This window comes from Henriciella sp. (assembly GCF_029937755.1).
Taxonomy (GTDB): Bacteria; Pseudomonadota; Alphaproteobacteria; order Caulobacterales; family Hyphomonadaceae; genus Henriciella.
In genome coordinates, this window is the sequence record NZ_JAPYPG010000001.1 from 692,028 (window position 1) to 713,182 (window position 21,155).

Annotated in this window: 19 protein-coding genes and 1 tRNA gene; 12 read left to right on the top strand and 8 right to left on the bottom strand. The window is 61.2% G+C overall.

Annotated features, from left to right (window positions below):
• The first annotated feature begins 379 nt into the window (after positions 1-379).
• From Q1K29_RS03420 to Q1K29_RS03430, 3 genes are all read left to right on the top strand, one after another.
• Positions 380-1,210, top strand: coding sequence for a class I SAM-dependent methyltransferase (locus tag Q1K29_RS03420; protein ID WP_300391548.1), 831 nt, complete (start codon positions 380-382; stop codon positions 1,208-1,210).
• Positions 1,200-2,042, top strand: coding sequence for a class I SAM-dependent methyltransferase (locus Q1K29_RS03425; RefSeq protein ID WP_300391549.1), 843 nt, complete (start codon positions 1,200-1,202; stop codon positions 2,040-2,042). The genes Q1K29_RS03420 and Q1K29_RS03425 overlap by 11 nt, the downstream gene beginning before the upstream one ends.
• Before the next feature lie 157 nt (positions 2,043-2,199).
• Positions 2,200-3,639: a PAS domain S-box protein gene (locus Q1K29_RS03430; RefSeq protein ID WP_300391550.1), complete on the top strand. Its 1,440-nt coding sequence runs from the start codon at positions 2,200-2,202 to the stop codon at positions 3,637-3,639.
• 41 nt (positions 3,640-3,680) lie between these two features.
• Here the strand turns inward: Q1K29_RS03430 and Q1K29_RS03435 are convergent, their stop codons facing one another.
• Complete coding sequence (locus Q1K29_RS03435; RefSeq protein ID WP_300391551.1) at positions 3,681-5,741, bottom strand: hypothetical protein; 2,061 nt, start codon at positions 5,739-5,741, stop codon at positions 3,681-3,683.
• Between the two features lie 265 nt (positions 5,742-6,006).
• Between Q1K29_RS03435 and Q1K29_RS03440 the strand changes: the two genes are divergently transcribed.
• The gene (locus Q1K29_RS03440; protein WP_300391552.1) at positions 6,007-7,344 is read left to right on the top strand and encodes an NAD(P)-binding protein; all 1,338 of its coding nucleotides are present in this window, start codon (positions 6,007-6,009) and stop codon (positions 7,342-7,344) included.
• Here the strand turns inward: Q1K29_RS03440 and Q1K29_RS03445 are convergent.
• On the bottom strand, positions 7,341-7,946 hold the full coding sequence (locus Q1K29_RS03445) for a hypothetical protein (protein WP_300391553.1): 606 nt from the start codon (positions 7,944-7,946) through the stop codon (positions 7,341-7,343). The genes Q1K29_RS03440 and Q1K29_RS03445 overlap by 4 nt on opposite strands.
• Positions 7,947-8,144: 198 nt before the next feature.
• Positions 8,145-8,234 (bottom strand) — tRNA-Ser (locus Q1K29_RS03450).
• A 110-nt stretch (positions 8,235-8,344) separates the two neighbouring features.
• Between Q1K29_RS03450 and msrA the strand changes: the two genes are divergently transcribed.
• From msrA to Q1K29_RS03470, 4 genes are read left to right on the top strand one after another with little or no spacing between them, the layout of a single operon-like run.
• Positions 8,345-8,998: a peptide-methionine (S)-S-oxide reductase MsrA gene (gene msrA / locus Q1K29_RS03455; RefSeq protein ID WP_300391554.1), complete on the top strand. Its 654-nt coding sequence runs from the start codon at positions 8,345-8,347 to the stop codon at positions 8,996-8,998.
• Between the two features lie 21 nt (positions 8,999-9,019).
• Positions 9,020-9,865 (top strand): tRNA glutamyl-Q(34) synthetase GluQRS, encoded by an 846-nt coding sequence (gluQRS, locus tag Q1K29_RS03460; protein WP_300391555.1) that lies wholly within the window; start codon positions 9,020-9,022, stop codon positions 9,863-9,865.
• Positions 9,866-10,810: a DMT family transporter gene (locus Q1K29_RS03465; RefSeq protein WP_300391556.1), complete on the top strand. Its 945-nt coding sequence runs from the start codon at positions 9,866-9,868 to the stop codon at positions 10,808-10,810.
• Positions 10,811-10,842: 32 nt separating this feature from the next.
• On the top strand, positions 10,843-12,426 hold the full coding sequence (locus Q1K29_RS03470) for an alkaline phosphatase (protein WP_300391557.1): 1,584 nt from the start codon (positions 10,843-10,845) through the stop codon (positions 12,424-12,426).
• Here Q1K29_RS03470 and Q1K29_RS03475 read toward each other — a convergent pair.
• From Q1K29_RS03475 to ykgO, 4 genes are all read right to left on the bottom strand, one after another.
• Positions 12,414-13,373: an alpha/beta hydrolase gene (locus tag Q1K29_RS03475; protein WP_300391558.1), complete on the bottom strand. Its 960-nt coding sequence runs from the start codon at positions 13,371-13,373 to the stop codon at positions 12,414-12,416. The two genes, Q1K29_RS03470 and Q1K29_RS03475, sit on opposite strands and share 13 nt — an antisense overlap.
• Positions 13,370-13,900: a tetratricopeptide repeat protein gene (locus tag Q1K29_RS03480; protein WP_300391559.1), complete on the bottom strand. Its 531-nt coding sequence runs from the start codon at positions 13,898-13,900 to the stop codon at positions 13,370-13,372. The genes Q1K29_RS03475 and Q1K29_RS03480 overlap by 4 nt, the downstream gene beginning before the upstream one ends.
• 66 nt (positions 13,901-13,966) lie before the next feature.
• Positions 13,967-14,575, bottom strand: coding sequence for an HAD-IA family hydrolase (locus Q1K29_RS03485; protein ID WP_300391560.1), 609 nt, complete (start codon positions 14,573-14,575; stop codon positions 13,967-13,969).
• A 38-nt stretch (positions 14,576-14,613) separates the two neighbouring features.
• The gene (ykgO, locus tag Q1K29_RS03490) at positions 14,614-14,739 is read right to left on the bottom strand and encodes a type B 50S ribosomal protein L36 (protein ID WP_084396372.1); all 126 of its coding nucleotides are present in this window, start codon (positions 14,737-14,739) and stop codon (positions 14,614-14,616) included.
• Positions 14,740-14,848: 109 nt separating this feature from the next.
• On the opposite strand from ykgO, the gene Q1K29_RS03495 reads away from it, so the two are divergent.
• A complete protein-coding gene (locus Q1K29_RS03495) occupies positions 14,849-16,258 on the top strand; it encodes a lytic murein transglycosylase (protein ID WP_300391561.1) in 1,410 nt (469 codons plus the stop codon).
• On the opposite strand, the gene Q1K29_RS03500 is transcribed toward Q1K29_RS03495, so the two are convergent.
• Positions 16,255-17,592: an MFS transporter gene (locus Q1K29_RS03500; RefSeq protein WP_300391562.1), complete on the bottom strand. Its 1,338-nt coding sequence runs from the start codon at positions 17,590-17,592 to the stop codon at positions 16,255-16,257. The genes Q1K29_RS03495 and Q1K29_RS03500 overlap by 4 nt on opposite strands.
• 93 nt (positions 17,593-17,685) lie before the next feature.
• Between Q1K29_RS03500 and Q1K29_RS03505 the strand changes: the two genes are divergently transcribed.
• The 3 genes from Q1K29_RS03505 to Q1K29_RS03515 all read left to right on the top strand — a co-directional run bounded on the left by Q1K29_RS03505 (position 17,686) and on the right by Q1K29_RS03515 (position 21,154).
• Entirely contained in the window at positions 17,686-18,573 is an 888-nt protein-coding gene (locus tag Q1K29_RS03505) for a motility-associated protein (RefSeq protein ID WP_300391563.1), read from the top strand.
• An 88-nt stretch (positions 18,574-18,661) separates the two neighbouring features.
• Positions 18,662-19,186, top strand: coding sequence for a hypothetical protein (locus tag Q1K29_RS03510; protein WP_300391564.1), 525 nt, complete (start codon positions 18,662-18,664; stop codon positions 19,184-19,186).
• Between the two features lie 24 nt (positions 19,187-19,210).
• Positions 19,211-21,154, top strand: coding sequence for a sodium:proton antiporter (locus Q1K29_RS03515; RefSeq protein ID WP_300391565.1), 1,944 nt, complete (start codon positions 19,211-19,213; stop codon positions 21,152-21,154).
• The last annotated feature ends 1 nt before the right edge of the window (position 21,155 follow it).

Sequence of the window (21,155 nt, forward strand, 5' to 3'; positions counted from 1 at the left end):
CAAGAATGCTTTGACACGAAAAATTCTCGATTTTTTTCGGGGCACACTGGGCGCCCGCCGCGCAGATTTCGCCGCGCGCACAATAGCTTGTTTTAATACATTATTTCTAACCTTGATTAATTCCCGCTCCCAAGACATGCACGCAGAACGCGAATTTTCTGGCCCTGATGCTCGCTAAGCGGGCCTGAAATACTTTGACGTGTAGGCCTATATTTGAGACGTCACCATCGCGGCATTGAAGACCGCCTTCCGCGCAAGGCGCGGCTCTTAAAGTATTATAGCCCGTGAGGCATGCAGCCGGTAGAACTGCTCAGGCAGCTGGTTGACCGATCAGCGGCCCCGCCTCACCCCGAAAACTCAAATGCGAGGAGGAGCGATCATGTCATCTGCGCCCAGCTCTGAAACGTCATCAAAGACCATACAGAATTACGGAGAGGACCCGCTCGCCGTGCGCGAGACCGACACCTATCGCGAAGAATATATTGAAGGCTTCGTCGACAAGTGGGACTCCCTGATCGACTGGGACTCCCGCGCGGAAGGCGAAGGCCAGTTTTTCGTGGACATCCTGCGCGGGCGTGGCAAGCACACTGTGCTCGACGTCGCCACCGGCACCGGCTTCCACTCCTGCCGGCTGATGGAGGAAGGCTTTGACGTGACCAGCGTCGATGGCAGTGCCGAAATGCTCATGAAGGCCTTCGAGAATGCGGGCAAGCGCGGCCAGGTCCTGAAGACCTGTCAGGCAGACTGGCGCTGGCTCAACAAGGACATCAAGGGCAAGTTCGACGCGATCATCTGCCTTGGTAACTCATTCACGCACATCCATGACGAGATGGACCGCCGCAAGGCGCTGGCCGAATTCTATGCCGCGCTGAAGCATGACGGCATCCTGATCCTCGACCAGCGCAACTACGACCTGCTGCTCGACAATGAGGCCGCGTCAAAGCCCAAGCACAAATATTATTACTGCGGCAAGGATATCGTGGCCGAGCCCGAATATATCGATGAAGGCCTCGCCCGCTTCCGCTACAGCTTCCCGGATGGCTCGACCTACAATCTCAACATGTTTCCGCTGCGGCGCCGTTATGTGCAGAAGCTGCTGAAGGAAGCCGGCTTCGAGAAGATCCACACCTATGGCGACTTCCAGTCTGAGTTTGAGGAGAATGATCCGGACTTCTTCATCCATATTGCGGAGAAACGCGATGAAGGCTGAGTCCAGAGCAGAAGACGTCGCTGTCGCAGAAGACTATTATGACAGCGATGACGCTGACCGCTTCTATTTCACGATCTGGGGCGGCGAGGACATCCATGTCGGCCTGTATCAGACACCCGGCGAAGCCATCGCTCCGGCCAGCCGCCGCACAGTCGCGACCATGGCGGAGATGATGGGTCCGGCGGGCAAGGCCGCGCGGATCGTGGATCTCGGCGCAGGCTATGGTGGCTCGGCACGCTATCTGGTCACGGAGGCCGGCGCGAAGGAAGTCGTCTGCGTCAACATCTCCGAAACGCAGAACCGCATCAATCGCGACAAGAATGAAGCGGCCGGCCTCACTGACAGGATCGACGTGCTGCATGGCTCGTTCGATGACGTCCCGGCGAAGGACGAGGCGTTCGATGTGGTCTGGAGCCAGGACAGCTTCCTGCACGGGGCTGACCGCCAGCGCATCATCGAGGAGTGTGAGCGCATCCTGAAACCGGGTGGGCGGCTGATCTTCACCGACATCCTGCAAACCTCGGATGCCCCGGCAGACAAGCTGCAGCCGATCTATGACCGGATTCACCTGTCCAGCCTCGGCTCGGTCGACTTCTATGACGAAGCCGCCGAGAAAGCCGGGCTTGTACCGGGACCGAAAAAAATCCTGCCAGAGATGCTGCCAACCCATTATGGCCGTGTGCGCGAAGAGCTGACCTCCCGGCGTGACGAGCTGAAAGGCGTTGTCTCGGATGACTATGCCGATCGCATGATCGCGGGGCTTGGCGCCTGGGTCGATGGCGGCAATTCCGGATGGCTGTCCTGGGGCATCATGACCTACGACAAACCCTGATCAGTGTTCCTGACAGAGCAAGGACGCTGAAACGCTATGGCCGCCTGCTGGAAAGTGGGCGGCCATATAGTATTTGCCCTACTCCGGGGGAACAGACTTGGACCGGGCGCGTTTATGCCGGTTACGCTCGACGCGCTGCAGGAGGATGAGGGACAGAGTGGGCGAAAGTAATACGCACGATATTGAGCTGGAGCGTCTCGCTTCCATTGTTTCATCATCGCAAGATGCGATTATCAGCAAATCGCTGGACGGTGTCGTTCGCACTTGGAATGCGGGGGCAGAGAAGATCTTCGGCTACACGGCGGACGAGATTATCGGCCAGCCGATCACACGCCTCATTCCGCCGGACCTGCACAACGAAGAGACAGAGATTCTCGCCAAACTCCGGCGTGGCGAGCGTATCGAACATTTCGATACGATCCGCGTCGCCAAGGATGGCCGGCGTATCGACATCTCGCTCACAGTTTCTCCCCTGAGGAACCGCGAGGGTGAGATTGTCGGCGCATCCAAGGTCGCCCGCGATGTCACCGAACGCAAACGGGCGGAAAAACTCCAGAAGCTGCTCATGGATGAGCTCAATCACCGGGTCAAAAACACGCTGGCAATCGTCCAGTCGGTCGCCCACCAGTCATTCGCGCACGCGACCAGCCCTGCAAATTTCATCGCGACGTTCGACGGCCGTCTGCAAGCCCTCTCACGGGCTCACGACCTGCTTGTTCGCGAAAGAATGCAGGGAATACAGCTGCGCGAACTTATAGGCTCACAGCTCTCCAGCGATGCGGACGCTGGCCTCCCACTGTCCATGTCCGGTCCGGAGGTGACGATACGGGGCACGCTTGTTACACACCTTGCTCTCATCCTCCACGAACTTACAACCAACGCCCGCAAGTACGGCGCCCTCTCCAGGCCGCAAGGACGGATACTTATCCACTGGCAGCTCAAACCCGGCACCAAGGATGCCATAGTGCTGACCTGGCAGGAATTGGGCCTGACAGGCATAAGCGCACCAGAGAAAACAGGTTTCGGAACACAGCTTATCAGGAAGTCGCTGAAAGCCAGCGGAGGAGAAGCTTCGATCGAATACCTGCCGGAAGGAATCAAGGCGACGATCGAATTTCTTGTCTCCGACGAAGAAGATATCACGCCGGAAAAGCCGCTTGATGAGACGATTCAGGAAAACAGTATGCCGCCCGCCCCGCTCTCGGCTTTCGATGGACTGAATATACTGTTGGTCGAGGATGAGGCGATCGTTGCGATGGACCTCGAGCTGAAGCTCGAACAGCTCGGCTTTGTCATCGTGGGGCTGGCATCCACTATCGGCGAAGCGGAAGACATTCTTGAGCGCATGACCCCTGATCTTGCCCTGCTGGACGCAAACCTGCACGGACAGAAAGTCGACCACATTGCCAGGACGCTAGCCGACCGCAAAATCCCCTTCGCGTTTTCCACCGGCTATGGCCGTGAAGCCTTGCCGGAGGATTTGCGTGATGTGGAGATTCTTGCCAAGCCCTTCAGCGATGCACGCATGATCAACGTTCTCGCCCGCCTGGCCGGCGAAGCTCTTGCCCGGCAGGACAAGATACCCAGCCAAAGATGATCATTGGGCCTGATGGGGACGCAGGCCGTTTTCCTGGACGCTTAACCCAGGAGCCGTTTTCGGATCCACAGCCCCCAATAAGCGATCTCTAGCGAAAACTGAACGGCTGGATGCGAGACCGGAAACAGGTCGACCGCGGATCCGGCGCGCCAGATCGAGGATTTGAGCTTGCGGAACCGGTCGGCCAGCGTTGGCCGGGCACCGCCATTCGCAGCGGAAACTGTAGCGTCCCGCCCATAGTCGCGCGACCTGTCCCCAACCTCGAGAAGTTCACGTGTCTTCAGACCCGGGAAGCGGACCGCATCAGAGAAGAGCCGCCATGCTGTGTTGAGCGCATCATAATGCTCCTCCACACGGTCGGCCGACATGTCGTCCAGATAGGACAGGACGCCTCCGAAGAGCTCGCTTTGCGGGCTCTCCACGAAACGCTGCCACCCAGGGCGCTCGAGATTGCTGACAACCCGGTCACGCTTTGCCTGGAATGTCTTGACGCTTTGCAGCTCCGGCTCAAAAAGCGCCTCGATAAACTGCCAATACCTCAACACGCTTGAGCGCGGATGGAACGGGGAGTAGCCATTGCGCTGCGTCCACACAGCCGTGACCTTGTCGAAGTGCGGCGTAGGCAGTCCCTTATAATTGGACCGCGCAAGCAACAGGCATTCCCACTGGATGTCGGGGCGGGCGTATTGCAGCATCTGCAGGGTACTGCCGAACAGCCCGGTATCGACAAGAACAACTCGCCGGCTTTCTCCAACACACTCTTCGATATGCCGGTCAAACAGCTCATTCTGGTCTTTGATAAGCCGAAGGAAATGGGCGCCATCTTCTGAAGCTAGAAAGATATGCAGCTGATCGCGCGTAACCGGCTTGTCCCAGACCTGACTGAACGCAACAGGTTCGCCAACGATGGATTCCATCGCCTGCGCCATGGTGGAATCCTTGAACTCACGCGTAATCTCATCGAAGGCAACGGTTGGACGGTGCTGGAGGCACAGCCGCGTGGCCACAAGCCTGGAGACCATGAACGACTTCAGGGGCACAGGGGGCTTGCGTCCAACCGCCTGATAGTAACGCTCAATCGCAGTTTTCATCAGCAGGCCGCCTCGGGAGCAGAAGAGCGCTGTGCCCCCGCCCTGCCGCGCAACCGTCCGCAGATAGACATCCGCCATCATAGTATACTCGGTCACCATGGGCCCGAGCACGTACCGACCGAACCCCTGACGCGTATCCACGGCATATTGTGTCGGGCGGCTTCCACTCGGCGGGCTGTTGGGCGCCTTCCTGAGATAATGGCTGATACTATGGCGCAGCGCGTTCAGCTTGCGCCGGTATATGAAGGCTTTTCGCCGCGGCACGTGCATTGCCACAATGCCCGCCTCTTTCGCCCGGAAATGGTCGGCGTCAGCGTCGTCACCGATATGCAGCACGGCGCGGGGCGTAAGATTCTCGGCGGCAAGAACTGTCTTGAAAAGGCCACCCACACGTTTTGAACAGCGCATGTCCGCAGACGTGTAGACCCTGTCGACGGGAATGACGCCACACGTGCGCTCGATGAGCCATGTGACGTCCTCGGCGGAAAGAATTGTGTCGCTAATGGCAAAGGTCGCAATGCCGCTGGCACGGGCCTGTGCCAGCATATCCAGCAAGGTCTTGTTCGGGCGAAGGAAATCGAGTTCCAGCTCCCGCTCGGTACGTTGCATCGCCGCAACGAAATCTTGCGGGAGGCCAAGCAGATCAGCCTGATCGCTCAGGACATCGGCATGCCTGACCTCATCTTCCGTGCCATGAGATTCCTGCGCTTTGAAGGCCAGAATTTCGCAACGTTCGCGCGTGTAGTAGAACTGGACCGGCTCAAAATGCCGCTCGGGAAATTTCTTGGCCGCCAGAGCCGACAACCGCATGGCAAGTTGCCATCTGCGGCCTTTCTGGCTGGTCGGGCGGCGCAACAGCAAAGTATCGAACACATCCACCGTGATCGCCTGCGTTGAGGCTGCGGGCGGGCCGCCCAGGGCCGGGCGTCCCGCAATCATGGGCTCGAGCGCAGCCCCCGGCATGAAAGCCGGTGCATCGGATGAAAATGCACTTTTCGAACTTTGGGACATTTTTGGAATGCGCCCCCCGGAAAACCCGATGATCAATCTACTTATGCCTCAGAAGTTCCGGCTATTAGCAAATTTTACGAATATTTAATACCTTCACAACCTTTCTGCGCCCATTTTGCATTCAATCTGGACGGCAGTGTGACAGATTTGACCATAAATATCCCAACGGGTTGAAAGACCGGCCGGATAATCCCGCGCGGGGGGATAACGGGGGACATTCGCGCCGGATTGAGCGACCATGTTCCAATTGAAGGGCGGGCGCAGAATGCTGGAACCACATAAACCTGAAGTTACAAAACCTGTATCCGTGCCGGAGCGATTTGATACCGTCGTGCTTGGTGCCGGGATTTCCGGTCTCACCTTGTCTCATGACCTTGCCAAAGCCGGCCAGTCGGTCCTGCTGGTTGATGAGTATGACGCACCGGGCGGCAATCATGTTTCCGTGGAGATTTCGGGCCGCTCTTTCGATATCGGGGCAATCTTCTTCTGGACGGGTTATCCGCAGTTCCAGATGTTTCCGGCCCTGTCGGAACTTGTCGTCCCGGTCGACTGGTCGCTTCAGCGCGTCACACCAACTGGCCGGGTCGCCCGCTACCCCGTCGACATGCGCGCCGATTTTTTCGGCCACCCCCTCAAAGCGCAGGCCGCGATGGTGTCCGATATCATCAGCGCCCGCCTGAAGGGGCAATCGCGAGAAAGCGCGCTTGCATTCCTTGAATACTATCTCGGTGACCGCCTGATGCAGGAGAGCGGCATACTGAACTATGTGAAGCGCTTTTACGGCCTACCTGCCGAGTCCATCAGTTACGACTTTGCCAAGACACGCATGCGCCCGGTGGAATATACCGCCAGCCTCTCTCGTCTGGCTTCGCGGACCTTCCGGAAGGTATTCGCCAAGAAGCAGCACCTTGGGAGTGAGCTTTGCGTTGCCCGCCCGAAGACCGGCTTCAGCGCGTATTATGACGCCGCCGTCGGCCAGCTGCACGGCATGGGGGTAAAAACCCTTTTCGGCGCCAAGCTCGACTGGGTGGGCGAGGCTGAAGAGGGAGAGAAGCTACGCGTTAATGGCGAGAGCATTGCGGCCGGGCGCATCATCAGCACGCTTCCCCTTGTGCGCGCCGCCAGCCTCACAGGCTGCAAAACCACAGACGAGCCGCGCTCCAAGGGCCTGCATTCGCTCTTCTGCCAGTTTCGCGGCAAGCGCGGCTTCGACTCGCTCATCCTCTACAACTTCCACCGCGCCGGGCGCTGGAAGCGGCTGACCATGCACTCGGATTATTACGGACCGGTCGATGACTGGGAGTATCTGTCGGTCGAGATCACCGCCGATGACCCGGATGAGAGCCCGGAAGCCCTGTTTGACGATTTCCGCGGCACGGCACGCGCCTTCGGCCTTTTCGACGGTGAGCTGGAGCTTCTCGGCCACCGCCATACCGACTTTGCCTACCCCATTTACGATCAGGGCTCAGCGCGCCGGCGCGACGCGCTCATAAAGCAGGTTTCGGATGCCGGACTTGAAGTGGCAGGACGTCAGGGACGTTTCGAATATTTGCCCACTTCTGCGGAAACCATCCGCTCTGTGCGGGCGTCTTCCGAAGCCTAGTTTATAACCTGGTGCTTTTCGACGATCCTGCGGCGTCTGGGCCCCCAGCGATATTGCTCGGTGTGACGCAAGAGGCCTGACGCTATCAGGTTCCCGCCCTCCGAACGCAGCCGGAAAGCACGTCTTGCCGCGACGGCCTTTCGGCTCGCCCCGTGGATGCCAACAATCGTGATGTAGAAATCGAGGGTGCCATACCGCTGGAGCAGATCGGACTCAAGATTTCCCTTCTGCGCCGCCACCACGCGGTCGAGAAGGTCCCGAAAGGTCCCAAGCTCAAGACTTTCACCATCTGCAAGCGGCCGCTGGAAGGACTGTTCGTGACTGTTGGCGATCGGCTCTGTGATGTCACCGCCATACGCCTCGCCATCAAGCTCGATCGTTCCGTCGATATTCTGGATGTGAAACCGGCCTTCGCTCATGTTCGAGACGAAGCAGGTCGGTGTGTTGTCGGTGCTGACCGAGCACGAGATGATCAGGCTTGAGCGCCGCTGCCGGAGGATGCCGTTCAGAAGCAGCTGGAGATACGTAATCCAGACCATCACCATGATCACATTGGCGATCGCGCTGATTGCCGAAGCATTCTTGCTTATGAACTCGAACATCGCCTGCCTGTCTTCGATTGAACAGGGGGCTATGGTGACGCTTGCCCGCCCGTCTTGCATGGATCAGACGCGGCAGGTGCTAGCCCAGTTCCCGATTTCAACCGCGTGTCCGCAGCCTGGCGAGGAATTGCGCGGGCCAATCAGCGCGCGAGCCTAGCGGCTCGCTGCATTCGGGGTCAGGCTGGTTGATGGAAATGATGGCGGAGAGACAGGGATTCGAACCCTGGATACGGTTGCCCGTATACACGCGTTCCAGGCGTGCGCCTTCAACCACTCGGCCACCTCTCCCTAGAAGTGGGGGTCTATATCGGAAGGATGCATGTTCCCGCAAGCCCGTGATTGTTAATCAGCTGCAGTCGCCCCATATCGGGGTCGGAAACGATGAAAGGACGACCCTCATGTTCTTCTCAAAAAAGCCCGCCAAACTGCCCTCCAAGGGCGAGGCCCTGCCCGGTCGCGACACGCCTATTCCGACGGCAGACGTCCACTTTGTGAATGGCCGCCCGCTGGACGCGGAAAAGCCCGAAGGCTTCGAGGAAATTGTTCTCGGCATGGGCTGTTTCTGGGGTGTCGAGCGCATCTTCTGGCAGATGGACGGCGTCTGGCTGACCCAGGCCGGCTATGCTGGCGGCGAAACGCCGAACCCGACCTATGAGGAAACCTGCACAGGCCTGACGGGCCACACGGAAGTTGTGCGCGTCATCTATGACCCCGCAAAGGTTACGACAGGCGATATCCTCAAGGCTTTCTGGGAAGGTCATGACCCGACCCAGGGCATGCGCCAGGGCAATGATGTCGGCACACAATATCGCTCGGCCATCTTCGTGACGAATGAAGAGCAACTGAAGATCGCGGCCTCAACGCGCGACATCTACAACAAGGCGCTCATAGAGGCCGGCCGTGGCGATATCACGACCGAGATCGGCATGCTCGACAAATTCTATCATGCTGAGGATTACCACCAGCAATATCTCGCCAAGAACCCGAATGGCTATTGCGGGATTGGCGGCACAGGCGTCTCCTGCCCGATGCCGACAGGTGTCAGCGCGTAAGGCTTTTGCTAAGCGGGTAGCGTGTCTGATTTCGTGACCCGCTTTGCGCCCTCTCCGACGGGCTTCCTGCATCTCGGCCATGCGGCGTCTGCCTTCCATGTCTGGGACGCGGCAAGGCGCGCCGGTGGCAAGGTGCTGCTCAGGATCGAAGACATTGATCTGGGGCGCTGCAAGCCAGAGTACACTGAGGCCATCCTTGAGGATCTCGCCTGGCTCGGTTTCGAATGGGATGGCCCCGTCCGCATCCAGTCGGAGCATTTCGACGAATACGAAAAAGTGGTCGAGCATCTTACCGGGCTCGGGCTGACCTATCGCTGCTTCCGGTCACGCAGTGATATCGCTCAGGAACAGGCCGCCCAGGGCCTCCCGCCCGGCGCGCCCTTTAAGGGCGCTGCCCTTGATCCGGACGAGGAATCCCGCCGCCTGAGCGATGCTGCGCCTTTCACATGGCGGCTCTCGCTGGACAAATGCCGTGACTATCTCGGCCCCAGCTTTCACCAGCTCGCCTTCGACTTCGTGACGCCTGAGGGCCATCATGAGATCATCAAGGCACGGCCCGATCTCCACGGCGACATCAATCTCACCCGCAAGGATTCCCCGACCGCCTATCACGTCGCAGCGACCCATGACGATGCGCTGCAGGGCATCACGCATGTCATCCGCGGAGAAGACCTTGAGGACGCCGCCCACATTCACGTCCTGCTGCAGGCGCTGATGGGCTGGCCAACGCCGGTCTACACGCATCACGCCCTGGTCAAGGGCCCTGACGGCAAGCGGCTGGCAAAGCGTTTTGCATCACGAAGCCTTGCGAGTCTCAGGGAAGACGGTCTATCGCCCCAGCAGGTGCGCCGCCTGGCTGGAGTTTAAATGACCGAAACTGACCTGCATCTCCCGCCGCCCCGCGCATGGGTCGGACCGCTTCTCCTGCTTGCAGGCGGTTTCTGCATCGGTCTTGCCCCGATCGGCCTGCGATACGGGCTCGATACGCTGGGGCCGCAGGCCATCGCCTTCTGGCGCTATGTCTTCGCCATCCCCGTCCTGTTCGTCCTTCTGGTCGCAATCGAGCGGCGCATGCCCGCACGGATCAACCGCTATATCGTGCTCGCCGGGACGTTTTTTGCGCTGGACATCGCCCTCTGGCACTGGGGCCTGACGCTCACCACCGTCGCAAACGCCACATTTATCGTGAACATGGGCAATGTCTGCGTGGGGTTCGCGGCCTGGCTGTTCCTGAAAGAGAAGCCGAAACCGATCTGGTTTGTCGCTGTCTTCGTCGCAGTGTGTGGCGCGGCCGCCCTGTCGCTTGGCGGCGGGGCCGATGGCAAGGGCGACATTCGTGGTGACCTGCTCGCCGTTGGCGCCGCCTTTCTCGTCGCCGGCTACATGCTCTGCTCAAAACTCTCCCGTAACCGGCTCGGCGCGATGGATGTCATCTTCTGGCTGACCGTGGTCGAAGCCGGAGTCGCCGCTCTTGTCGTGCTCGCCGCTGGCGAGCGCTTCTTCCCGGCCACGCTTGCCGGGTTCGCCGCACCGCTCTTCCTCGCGCTTGCCGCGCAGGTGGGTGGGCAGGGCCTGATTATCGCAGGGCTCGGACGTACACCCGCAGCGGTGGCCGGCATCGTCGTTCTTATCCAGCCCGTTGTCGCCGCGGCAATATCCTGGCAGCTTTTCGACGAGCCTCTCACTGGCATACAGGGCAGTGGTGCCGCGCTTATCCTGCTGGGCATCTGGCTGTCGCAACGCGGAATTCGGCGGCGGAAAGTCAGGCCTGCAGCAAAAGAGTTACAAGAGGCGGTTAGAAGCGCCGAATAAACGTCCCAAACTCAAAAGACCGGGGGATTCCCATGCGTGCTCACTTTTTCTTACTTTCCAGCGCTCTGGCGCTGACAGCCTGTGCCACCGCTGCGGTGGAGGCGCCATCCGCTGCACCCGCAAGCGCCGTTGAGGCAGAAACCTCCGAGGCGATGTCGCAGGTCACTTTGAAGCGCAGCAGCGCTGCCGTGCCCCAGCAGGCCGGTGACAGCTATTACACCGCCGCTGCCACGAGCGTGGCAGAGCGCGCCGGAGCCGACTTTGCTCCAAAAGCGAAGAATGTGATCCTCTTCGTCGGCGACGGCATGGGCGTCTCGACTGTTACCGCCGGGCGGATCTATGCCGGCCAACAGAAGGGCCTTGATGGCGAGAGCTACCGCCTGACCATGGAAACGCTCCCCTGGTCCGCCTTCTCCAAGACCTACAGCCATGATGCACAGGTCGCCGACAGCGCCTCGACAGCGACGGCCATGCTCTCGGGCGTCAAGACAGGGTCCCGGACTCTGGGCCTGCGGTCCGGTGTGGCCTACGGCAATTGCGCCTCAGCCGAAGGGCAGAGCACCGACAGCCTGTTCGAACTGGCCGAAGCCGCCGGCCTGTCGACCGGCATCGTATCCACAGCCCGTATCACACATGCGACACCGGCTGCCACCTATGCCGAATCCGCCAGCCGCAACTGGGAAGACGACACGGAACTCGGCGACAGCGGCTGCAAGGATATTGCCCGCCAGCTGATCGACTGGCCCGCCGGCGATGGCTTCGAGATTGTCCTTGGCGGCGGGCGCGGGCCCTTCATGCCGGCTAGCATCATGGATCCGGAAACCGGAGAGCCCGCCGGGCGCCGGGTGGATGACCAGAACCTCACTGATGACTGGCGCGCCAAGTCAGACGCGCACACCTTCATCTACGACCAGGCCGGTTTCGACGCGACGGACTTCGACAGCGATGTCAAAGTGCTCGGCCTCTTTGAGCCGTCACACATGAACTATGCGCTCGACCGCACCGAAGATGAGGCCGGAGAGCCTTCGCTTGCCGAGCTGACCCGCGCGGCGGTCACGCGCCTGTCACGCAACGAGGAGGGCTATGTCCTGCTGGTCGAAGGCGGGCGGATCGACCATGGTCACCATGCGACGAATGCGGCCCGCGCCCTCGGCGACACGGCTGCGCTGGATGAGGCGGTCGCCGCTGCGCTCGAGCTGACGGATGACGAGGAAACCCTGATCATCGTTACCGCCGACCATTCCCACACCATGACGATTGCCGGGTATCCGGCGCGCGGAAACGACATTCTCGGCAAGGTCGCCTACGGCCCCGGTGGTCTGGCGCGCGCCGAGGATGGCAAACCCTACACCACGCTCGGCTATGCCAATGGCGTGACGGGCTGCAAGCCCGGCGAGGAGGACTGCGCACGCGAAGACCTCACCAGTGTCGACACGACCGACAAGGACTTCCACCAGCAGGCGCTGGTCTTCCAGGGGTCAGAGACGCATGCCGGTGAAGATGTTCCGGTCTTCGCCAGCGGCCCCGGCGCCGAACTGGTACGCGGCGTGATCGAGCAGCACGAAATCTTCCACATCATGGGCCGCGCCAGCGGACTGGTAGCCTACGAAGACTGATCGGCTGTTTCGCGAGCCAGCTTGCGGATCGCCTCGGCCACCTCTGCCCCGTAATCGTGATGGGGCATGTGGCCGCTATCGGCCAGCGGCACGAGCGTGAAGTTCTCGATCTGGTGCTTGATCTTGCCGGCATGCAGCGTCGGATTGATCACCGTGTCCTCAGCGCCTGAAAACAGGATGACCGGGACATCGATGGTCGGATACCGGCCCTGCTGCGCGGCGAGCTCATCCTTCAGGGCATTCACATCCTGCGCATTTGCGCGGAAGACAGGCGGCCGGAAGAGCAAGCCAATGCCACTCTCCGCATAATAATCGTCCGGCGCATCATTCGGGTTGAAGACGTCATCGATGTTCGCCTTCACCTGCGCCGGGCCTGCAATCGGGGCGAGTTGCGAGAAGAGCGGGCCGACAATTGGCGGCCCTGCAGCCTGATTGTACCAGGTCACACCGCCACTGCCCCAGTCATGCGTCACAGGGGCGAGCAGGACGAGCCCTTTGACAAGCTCCGGATGGTCCAGCGCCAGCCTCAGGGCGACAGCCCCGCCAAAGGAATGGCCAACCACGACCGCTTGCTCACCCGGCGCCAGTGCCTTGAGCGCGCCAGCCATCTGTGCGGCCTGAACGCCGAGCGCTTCGCCATCATCCGGCCGGGCGGAATAGCCATGGCCGGGACGGTCGGCCATCAGGATCCGGAAGTTGTCATCCAGCCGTGGGGACAGCGTCGTCGTGAATTCGCGCGCATTGGCGGAGGCACCGTGGATCATGAGGACAACAGGCCCCTGATCGCCTTCGCGGATGACGTGAACATCCTTGCCATTCACATCGACCTTTGTGCCAATAGCGGGCCAACGGTCCTCGGCTCGCTCGGTATAGATCGCGCTGTGAACGCACGCACTGGTGACACCTGCGGTCAGCAGGATGAAGATGACAAGCGTTACCAGTTTCAAAGCCCCTGCCCGGTCTGTTCCTTTTCGAGCCGGGCAACTGCCGATTTGGCAGGGCCAAGCGTCGGATGAACGTTCAGCGCCTCCTTGTAGGCGACCAGCGCTTCATCCCGAGCCCCAAGCTGTTCGAGGACACGGCCAAGACCCATCCATGCCCCGAAATGGCGCGGCTCCAGTCTGAGCGCCTCGTTCACATCGCGCAGCGCTTCGGCCATCTTATCCTCGATCAGGAAGACAGAGGCACGGCGATTGTAAGCTTCCGCATAGTCTGGCTGGATCGCGATGACACGGTCATAGAGTTCGCGGGCAAGCTCCAGGTCCCCGGTGGACTGTGCGGTGACAGCCCGCTCCATGACTAGATCGGCTGCCGCCGAACCGCTCTCCATCCACGCCGCCCAGATATCGAGCGCGACGCTGGTTGCTTCCTCTTCGGTGGGGGCTTTTTTCAGCTCCTCGAACATCTCGTCCGACGGTCCATAGCCTGGACCGGCAACGAAGATGACGCTGGCAAGGGCGATGGCCTGAAACATGAGGATAAGTATGAGGCTATCAGGGGCTGCGGCAAGGCCCGAATGCGGCGATGTCGCGGCGCGTCGTCAGAGAAGCCCCCGCGACACCAGCGCATGTTCGAGATCATCGGCGCCCTGGAAATGGTGCGCATCGAAACCGAGCTCCGCCGCGGCGCGGACATTCCTGAGACTGTCATCGGTGAAGAAGACCCTGGCCGGGTCTGGCTGGCCCATGCGTGCAAGCGCAATTTCATAGATGGCGGGATCGGGCTTCACCACACCCTCCTCGCCGGAAACGACCACATCGCGCAGTCGCTTGATCGCCGGGAAGCGCTCGATCGTCTCGGGCCACACTTCGGCGGGCATGTTGGAAAGGCCATAAAGCGGATGCCCCGCTGCATGCAGGCGCTCAATCAAGGCGTCCGTGCCACCGACATAGCCATCGAACATCTCGAACCAGCGCGTGCGCCAGGCATCGATTTCAGGAGAAAACTGGGGATAGAGGGCCTTGAGCGCGGCCGCGTTCTCGGCCATCGGCACGCCCTTGTCATGCTCGACATGCCAGGCAAGCGTGCAAACCTGATCGACGAAGCGCTGCGCGTCTTCCTCGGTCCCGAAAAACTTCCGGTACAGGCGGACTGGTTGCCAATCCACCACAACATTGCCCAAATCAAACAGGACGATGCGATCAGACACAGGGAATTCTCCCTGGACCGATTGCATTCATCTTCTGCTTAACCCTGTTTTGCTTTAAAGCGGGGGTCGGTCTTGTTGATGACGTACACACGGCCCCGACGGCGCACGACCTTGCAATCGCGGTGGCGCGTCTTCAGGGCTTTGAGAGATGATTTAACTTTCATGGGGCTGGCCCTGCGATGTCCTGGAAACTCGAAAGGCGCCGAGATACTCAAACGCCCCCGCAGAGTCAACGCTGCAGACACACCAGAACGGTAAAGGATCACTAGCGAGATGACGAAATCCCCCTCCATGCCGCGACGCTGGGCCATGGCCGCCGCGCTAAGCGCGCTGATCGGCGCATGTGCCGCAACGCCGCAAGCTTCGCCATCCAACCCCGGAACCCCCGGTACTGACACCGGCAGCATTCCCGCAACACCGCCGCCTTCCTCTCCCCCGCCGGCGGCAGGTCCGCAGCCAGGTGATCCGGTGGGAACCCCGGGCGTGGCCTTCAGCGGGGCGACCGGCACCTACACGCCCTCAGGCAACCGCGACATGGACATCTGGCGCGAAGACTTCACTGCCCGTGCCGAGGCCCAAGGCCGTAATCCGGCGGTTGTCTACGCAATCCTCGAAGGGATCAGCCCGCTCGACCTTTACCTCAGTGAAGACGTGAACGTGGCGAGTACCGGGATTGCTGACCAGGCAGAATTCGCCAAGGCGATCTGGGATTATCTGCGGACCGCCGTCACGACATACCGCTTCGAGACAGGAGCCGAGAAGCTGGCTGAATACGACGCGGTCTTCGACGTGCTGGAACAGACCTATGGTGTCGACCGCGAGGCAATCAGCGCCATCTGGGCGATGGAGACCAATTACGGCTCCTATATCGGCAATTACGATGCCGCCAACACGCTCTCCAACATGGCCGTGGAAGGCCGCCGCCGCAGCTTTGCCGAGGGGCAGCTGCTGGCCCTCATGAAGATCGTCGAAAATGGCTTTGCCGACCGCGAACAACTCGGTTCGGGCTGGGCAGGCGCGATGGGTCAGACGCAGTTCATGCCGACCACCTATCTCGCCTATGCGCAGGATTATGATGGCGACGGCCACGCGAATATCTGGAACTACGCGCCCGACGCCCTTGCCTCGGCGGCACACTACCTCTCCGCCTCCGGCTACCAGATGGGTGAACCATGGGGCATCGAGGTGCTCGCACCCTCGAACTTCGACTGGTCCTATGCCGATGGGAATGACCGGCGCATGGCGACCTGGCGGTCCCTCGGCCTGTCGCCGATCCGAGGCGGCAGCTTTGGCGTCGACGATGCGACCTATGCCGAACTCTGGCTGCCGGCCGGCGCCACAGGCCCGAAATACCTGCTGTTCAAGAATTTCGACGTCTTCAAGACCTATAACAATGCCAATTCCTACGCGCTTGCCGTCGGCCTGCTGACGGATGGCCTTCAAGGCAAGTATGGGCCGGTGGCTGCATGGCCAACCGATATTCCGCGCCTGACCAACCGCGAGGTGATGACGCTGCAGCAGACGCTGAACGACCTTGGCTACAGCGCAGGTCCGGTCGACGGCATTGCCGGGAGCGGTACGAAAGCGGCCCTGCAGGCTTTCCAGAAGGATCGCGGCATGGTCGCCGATGGCTATGCCTCCAAGCCGGCGCTGGAGGCGGTGCTCGCGGCGGCTGGCAGCTAGTCGTAAATCTCCGGTGGTTCGTCCGGATCGTCATCCATGACCTGATTGGCCGGGAAGACCTTCCGGGCGAAGACCGCCATGAAGAGCAGCATCACGCCCGCGCCAATGAAAGGGGCGTAGGGGTGGACGTTCTCATACATCCACGGCCCAAAGAACGGGCTGACGATGAAGCCCATTCCGTTTGCGGAAATCACGAGGCCTGCAACATTGCCCTGCAGGCTCGAGCCAACAGCGAGCGACGCCCCGCTTGAAAAACCCGGCCGTGCCAGCCCCTGGCCAATACCGACAAAGAATTGCGCCAGCACCAGCACGGCAAACTCCCGCGTCGGGACAATCAGGAAAGCACCAACCGAGAGCGTCAGCGCTCCGGCGATCATCAGCTCGCGATTGGTCAATTTGAGGCGCGGAATGAGGACAAGCTGTGAGATGAGCGTTCCGGCAGCGCCAACCGTATAGGCCGGACCGGTGAACTGCATGGCTTCCGCCCCGTCGACATCAATCTTGTCCATGATGGCAAAAGCGAAGGTCTGCGTCAGGACGCCGGTCACGATCGAGAGCAGGATCGCGAAGATGAGGAAGGGCAGCACGCGCGGATCGCGCCACAGACCGTCGCCTTCCCGCTTGCCATCTTTCCTGGGCAGGCCGACTTCGCGTTTCGGCGGATTCTTCTCCGGCAGCTTCGTGAAGATCAGGAAGGACATCAGCGCAGCGACCGCGCTGATGATGAAGACCGGCGTCAGAAGTCCGAACACCGCCCCGATGGCCGCCGCGAAGGCCGGGCCCGAGACGGCCCCGAAGCTGAAACCTGAGGTCAGCGACGCGATCTCTTCGGTGCGTTTGTCCCGGGCTGTGCGATCGGCCACATAAGCTTGGGCCGCCGGGTTCGTGCCCGACCCGATCAGTCCGAACAGCGTGCGCGAGCAGAGCAGGCAGACGAAGATGATGATGGCCCCTTCGATATAGCCGGCCATGGCAAGCGAGGCGAAGGTGCCGAAGAGCAGCATGGACACCGAAAATCCCAGCATGCCGAGCGCCGCGACGGGACGGCGCCCCCAGTCATTACTCTTGCGGCCCCAGAAGGAGGACGTGATCGCCCACATCGCAGCGGAAAGGGAGAAGATCGCGCCAGCCATCCAGTCTGGAAGGCCAATCTCGCGCGAGAGTGGCGGCAGGATGGCGCTGACCAGCATCGTATTGCCAGCCCCGACGGCGAGAAGCGCAAAGAAGAGCAGCCGGAACGCTCCCCGCCGGTCTGGTCTGTCATGTCCAAGGTCGGGAGTTTTCTGCGGCGCCATTACTTCCTCATCGGCCCGGGCCGGAGAAAGATCAAGCATCGGAATTGTCCTGTCGCCGCGTCAGCGCGCTGGAAACGCTATGTAAAGCCCTGTGAGGCAAGACTGGTGGCGACCCTTCCACCCGGAGCCCGCATGACCCAGATTCTTGGATTGCTGACCATACTTGTCGTCGTTCTCGGCGCGCTCGCCTTCAGCGGCAGTCCGGCAATCGTCGATGCGCTGCCTTTCGAGCTGGCGCTGATTGGCGGCGCCGCTGTCGCCACGCTCCTGATCGGCAACTCCCCCCAGGTCGCAAAGGCCGCTGCCGGCGGCATTGTAAAGGCCATGACCGGGCCGAAATGGCGGCGCGAGGATTATAGTGACCTGCTGACGGGGCTGCATGAGCTGATGCGCCGCTCGCGCCGTGGCGGTGCCGTGGCGATCGAGGCCGACATCGAAGAACCTGCCACCTCGCCGGTCTTTTCCAACCGCCCGCGCCTGCTTGGCGATGACACCGCCCTCACCATGATCGTGACGAGTTTTCGCCTGATGGCGCTTAATCCGGGCGGCAAGGCCCCGGTCGAGCCGCATATGCGCGACGCGATCGCGACGGCGGCGGAAGGCCGGCACCGCGCCGTTTCCGCACTGAACACACTGGCCGACACCCTGCCGGCACTCGGCATCGTTGCCGCCGTACTTGGCATCATCAAGACGATGAGTGCGATCGATCAGTCACCTGCGGTGATTGGCCCGATGATCGCCGCCGCCCTTCTCGGCACCTTCCTCGGCGTGTTTCTGGCCTATGGGCTGGTCGGACCGATTGCCGCCCGCTTCGGACAGATCGTCGACGAGGAGATGCAGTATCTGGAGACGATCCGCACGCTCATCGCAGCCCATGATGCCGGGATTGCGCCGATGACAGCCGTCGAACTTGCCCGCGCCCGCCTGCCCGCGCACCTGCGTCCATCGATCGAAGAGATCGATGCCTCATTGTCGACCATCGAGAGCCTGCCGGCGCGTCTGCGTGGGCGGACCGCCTGAAACCTTTGAAAATAATAGCAGTAATGGCTGGTTTTTGACCTGAGGCGTGCCTAGGTGTTAGCCGGACCGGAGGGCAGAGGAGCACCGGATGACGCGATTTGACGAGCTGATCGCGACCGTCGAGAGCTATCAGGCGCTCGCTGCGGAGAATTATGCGCGTGTGCGCCAGCTTGCCGAAGAAGTTCGCGCAGGGCTGTGCGATTACATTGATGCGCCGGATGGCATCTGCGTCCAGCTGGTCCCTCCGCATGGCGAATTCGAACCCAAACCCTATGGAGACAAGGCGTTTTCCATGCCGCCCCGCGGCTTTCGCCCGCTCGGACCGATCGCTTTCGGCCTTGCCGTGCGCGTGACGCATGGCACCGACTGGATCCGCGTGACCACACAATGCCAGAAAATTGGCGACCATTTCATTCTGGACATTCAGGGCGGACAGTCGTTCAAACTGACCTTGCCGCTCACGAAGGATGACTCCACTACGCTGTTCGAATATGTGTATGGGCACGTATTGTACTGGTTCCAGTCGAAGATCGATCAATATCAGCAAGGGGAATACGGCACCCGCGAGATTGGCTTTGACTTCTCGCGCGAGGCCGAAAGCGCGAAAGCCTAGACCCGGCTCGCCTCACCGAAACAGATGCCAGACCTTAATGTTCTCCTCGCTGCCGCAGGCTCCGACAGCCTGATCTTTGCCTGCGCCCTGATTGGCGCGCTGGGGCTGGGCGCTCAATGGCTCGCCTGGCGGCTACAGGCTCCGGCCATCGTTCTGATGGCGCTGGCGGGTCTCGCTGCAGGACCGCTCTGGCAGGTCATCTTCGGCACCCCGATGCTCGACCCGTCAGAGACATTCGGCGACCTGCTTCGCCCGATCGTTTCGCTATCGGTGGCCGTGATCCTGTTCGAGGGCGGCCTTATCCTGAAATTCGAGAACCTGCGCGATGCCGGCGCGGCCGTCCGGCGAATGGTCTTTTTCGGCGGGCCGCTGGCCTGGTTCCTGGGCTCGCTAGCAGCCCGCTACGCCGCCGGGCTCGACTGGGCGAGCGCCATTGTCTTCGCCGGCGTCATGGTGGTTACCGGACCGACCGTGATCATGCCGCTTCTTAGGCAGTCGAAGCTGTCGGGCCGTCCGGCCCAGTTCCTGAAATGGGAAGGCATCGTCAACGATCCCATTGGCGCGCTTTTCGCCGTGGCCGCCTATGAAATCATCCGCGTGGCCTCACAGGGCGAATCGACGCTGGGCGCGGGTATCTGGATTCTCGCCGCAGCGGGGTTCGGCATCCTGCTTGGCATCGCCTTCGGACTGGGCATGTCACGCGCCTTCCGGGCTGGCTGGACGCCGGAATACCTCAAGGCCCCGCTGATCTTTGCCTCGATCATCCTCTGTTACGCCATCGCTGAAGAGATCGAGCATGAAACCGGCCTCGTGGCCGTGACCGCCTACGGCATGACGCTCGCCAACTCGCGGCTGGCCGACCTTTCGGAACTGCGGAAGTTCAAGGAAGACATCGCCGTGCTGCTCGTCTCGGGCGTGTTCGTCATCCTGACAGCAGACCTGACGCCACAGATCATCGCGTCGGCGCTCAACATGAACACGCTGCTCTTCCTGCTCGTGATGCTCTTCGTCGTGCGCCCGCTCGCCGTCTGGGTTGCGACCTTCGGCACGCTCAGCCGGAAGGAAGCCCTTCTGCTCGGCTGGATTGCGCCACGCGGGATCGTGGCCGTCGCCGTGTCCGGCCTGTTCGGCTCGCTGCTGGTCGATCTGTCGCGGGAAGGCCGGTTCTACTTCTCGGGGGCCGACCAGATCGTGCCGCTGGCCTTTGCCATGGTGTTCGTCACCGTTGTCCTGCATGGCTTTACAATCGGCCCCCTCGCCAGGCGGCTAGGCCTCGCGCGGGCAGAGAAACCCGGCGTACTGCTGGTCGGCGCGAATTCGTGGAGCATTGAATTCGCCAAGGCGCTCAAGGCATCCAAGATCGATGTGATTGTCGCCGACAGCAACTATCGCCGTCTGAGGCCTGCGCGTGAGGCCGGGCTCGACACTTTCCTCGGCGAAGTCCTGTCAGAGGATGCGGAGATCAAGCTGGACCATGCCCGTTTCGCGACCGTCGTGGCGCTGTCGACCAACGACTCTCACAACGCGCTTGTCTGCAACCAGTTCGCACCGGAAGTCGGGCGTCACCGCGTCTACCAGCTGTCGCTTTCGGAAGGCGATGAAGTGGATGAAAAGTCAGTGGGCTCTGCCGCGCGCGGGCGCACGCTGATCCGGCGTGGACGCACCTATGATGGCCTCATCCGCGACCAATATCGCGGCTGGACCTTCTCGCGCACACGGCTGACCGACAAGTACACCCTCGAACAGTATCTCGCCGAGCGGCCGAAGGGCGACCTGGTCGCCGAGATAAGGCCCGATGCATCGCTCGTCCTGCTGGGTCCGAGCCGCGAGGCGCGGGGCGGTGAAGGCGCGACGATCATCAGTTTCGCACCGGACCAGCAGCCAACGACAGCGCAGGCCAAGGCAGCCGAAACCGCTGAACCGAAAGAGACATCCGAGGACGCAAAGACCCAGGGCGCGAAGTCGTAAG

Bases quoted from the DNA above. Each gene is read 5' to 3' on its own strand.
- Q1K29_RS03420 (WP_300391548.1), top strand. From the start codon at position 380: ATGTCATCTGCGCCCAGCTCTGAAACGTCATCAAAGACCATACAGAAT.
- Q1K29_RS03425 (WP_300391549.1), top strand. From the start codon at position 1,200: ATGAAGGCTGAGTCCAGAGCAGAAGACGTCGCTGTCGCAGAAGACTAT.
- Q1K29_RS03435 (WP_300391551.1), bottom strand. From the start codon at position 5,741: ATGTCCCAAAGTTCGAAAAGTGCATTTTCATCCGATGCACCGGCTTTC.
- Q1K29_RS03440 (WP_300391552.1), top strand. From the start codon at position 6,007: ATGCTGGAACCACATAAACCTGAAGTTACAAAACCTGTATCCGTGCCG.
- Q1K29_RS03445 (WP_300391553.1), bottom strand. From the start codon at position 7,946: ATGTTCGAGTTCATAAGCAAGAATGCTTCGGCAATCAGCGCGATCGCC.
- msrA (WP_300391554.1), top strand. From the start codon at position 8,345: ATGTTCTTCTCAAAAAAGCCCGCCAAACTGCCCTCCAAGGGCGAGGCC.
- Q1K29_RS03465 (WP_300391556.1), top strand. From the start codon at position 9,866: ATGACCGAAACTGACCTGCATCTCCCGCCGCCCCGCGCATGGGTCGGA.
- Q1K29_RS03470 (WP_300391557.1), top strand. From the start codon at position 10,843: ATGCGTGCTCACTTTTTCTTACTTTCCAGCGCTCTGGCGCTGACAGCC.
- Q1K29_RS03480 (WP_300391559.1), bottom strand. From the start codon at position 13,900: ATGTTTCAGGCCATCGCCCTTGCCAGCGTCATCTTCGTTGCCGGTCCA.
- ykgO (WP_084396372.1), bottom strand. From the start codon at position 14,739: ATGAAAGTTAAATCATCTCTCAAAGCCCTGAAGACGCGCCACCGCGAT.
- Q1K29_RS03495 (WP_300391561.1), top strand. From the start codon at position 14,849: ATGACGAAATCCCCCTCCATGCCGCGACGCTGGGCCATGGCCGCCGCG.
- Q1K29_RS03500 (WP_300391562.1), bottom strand. From the start codon at position 17,592: ATGCTTGATCTTTCTCCGGCCCGGGCCGATGAGGAAGTAATGGCGCCG.
- Q1K29_RS03505 (WP_300391563.1), top strand. From the start codon at position 17,686: ATGACCCAGATTCTTGGATTGCTGACCATACTTGTCGTCGTTCTCGGC.
- Q1K29_RS03510 (WP_300391564.1), top strand. From the start codon at position 18,662: ATGACGCGATTTGACGAGCTGATCGCGACCGTCGAGAGCTATCAGGCG.
- Q1K29_RS03515 (WP_300391565.1), top strand. From the start codon at position 19,211: ATGCCAGACCTTAATGTTCTCCTCGCTGCCGCAGGCTCCGACAGCCTG.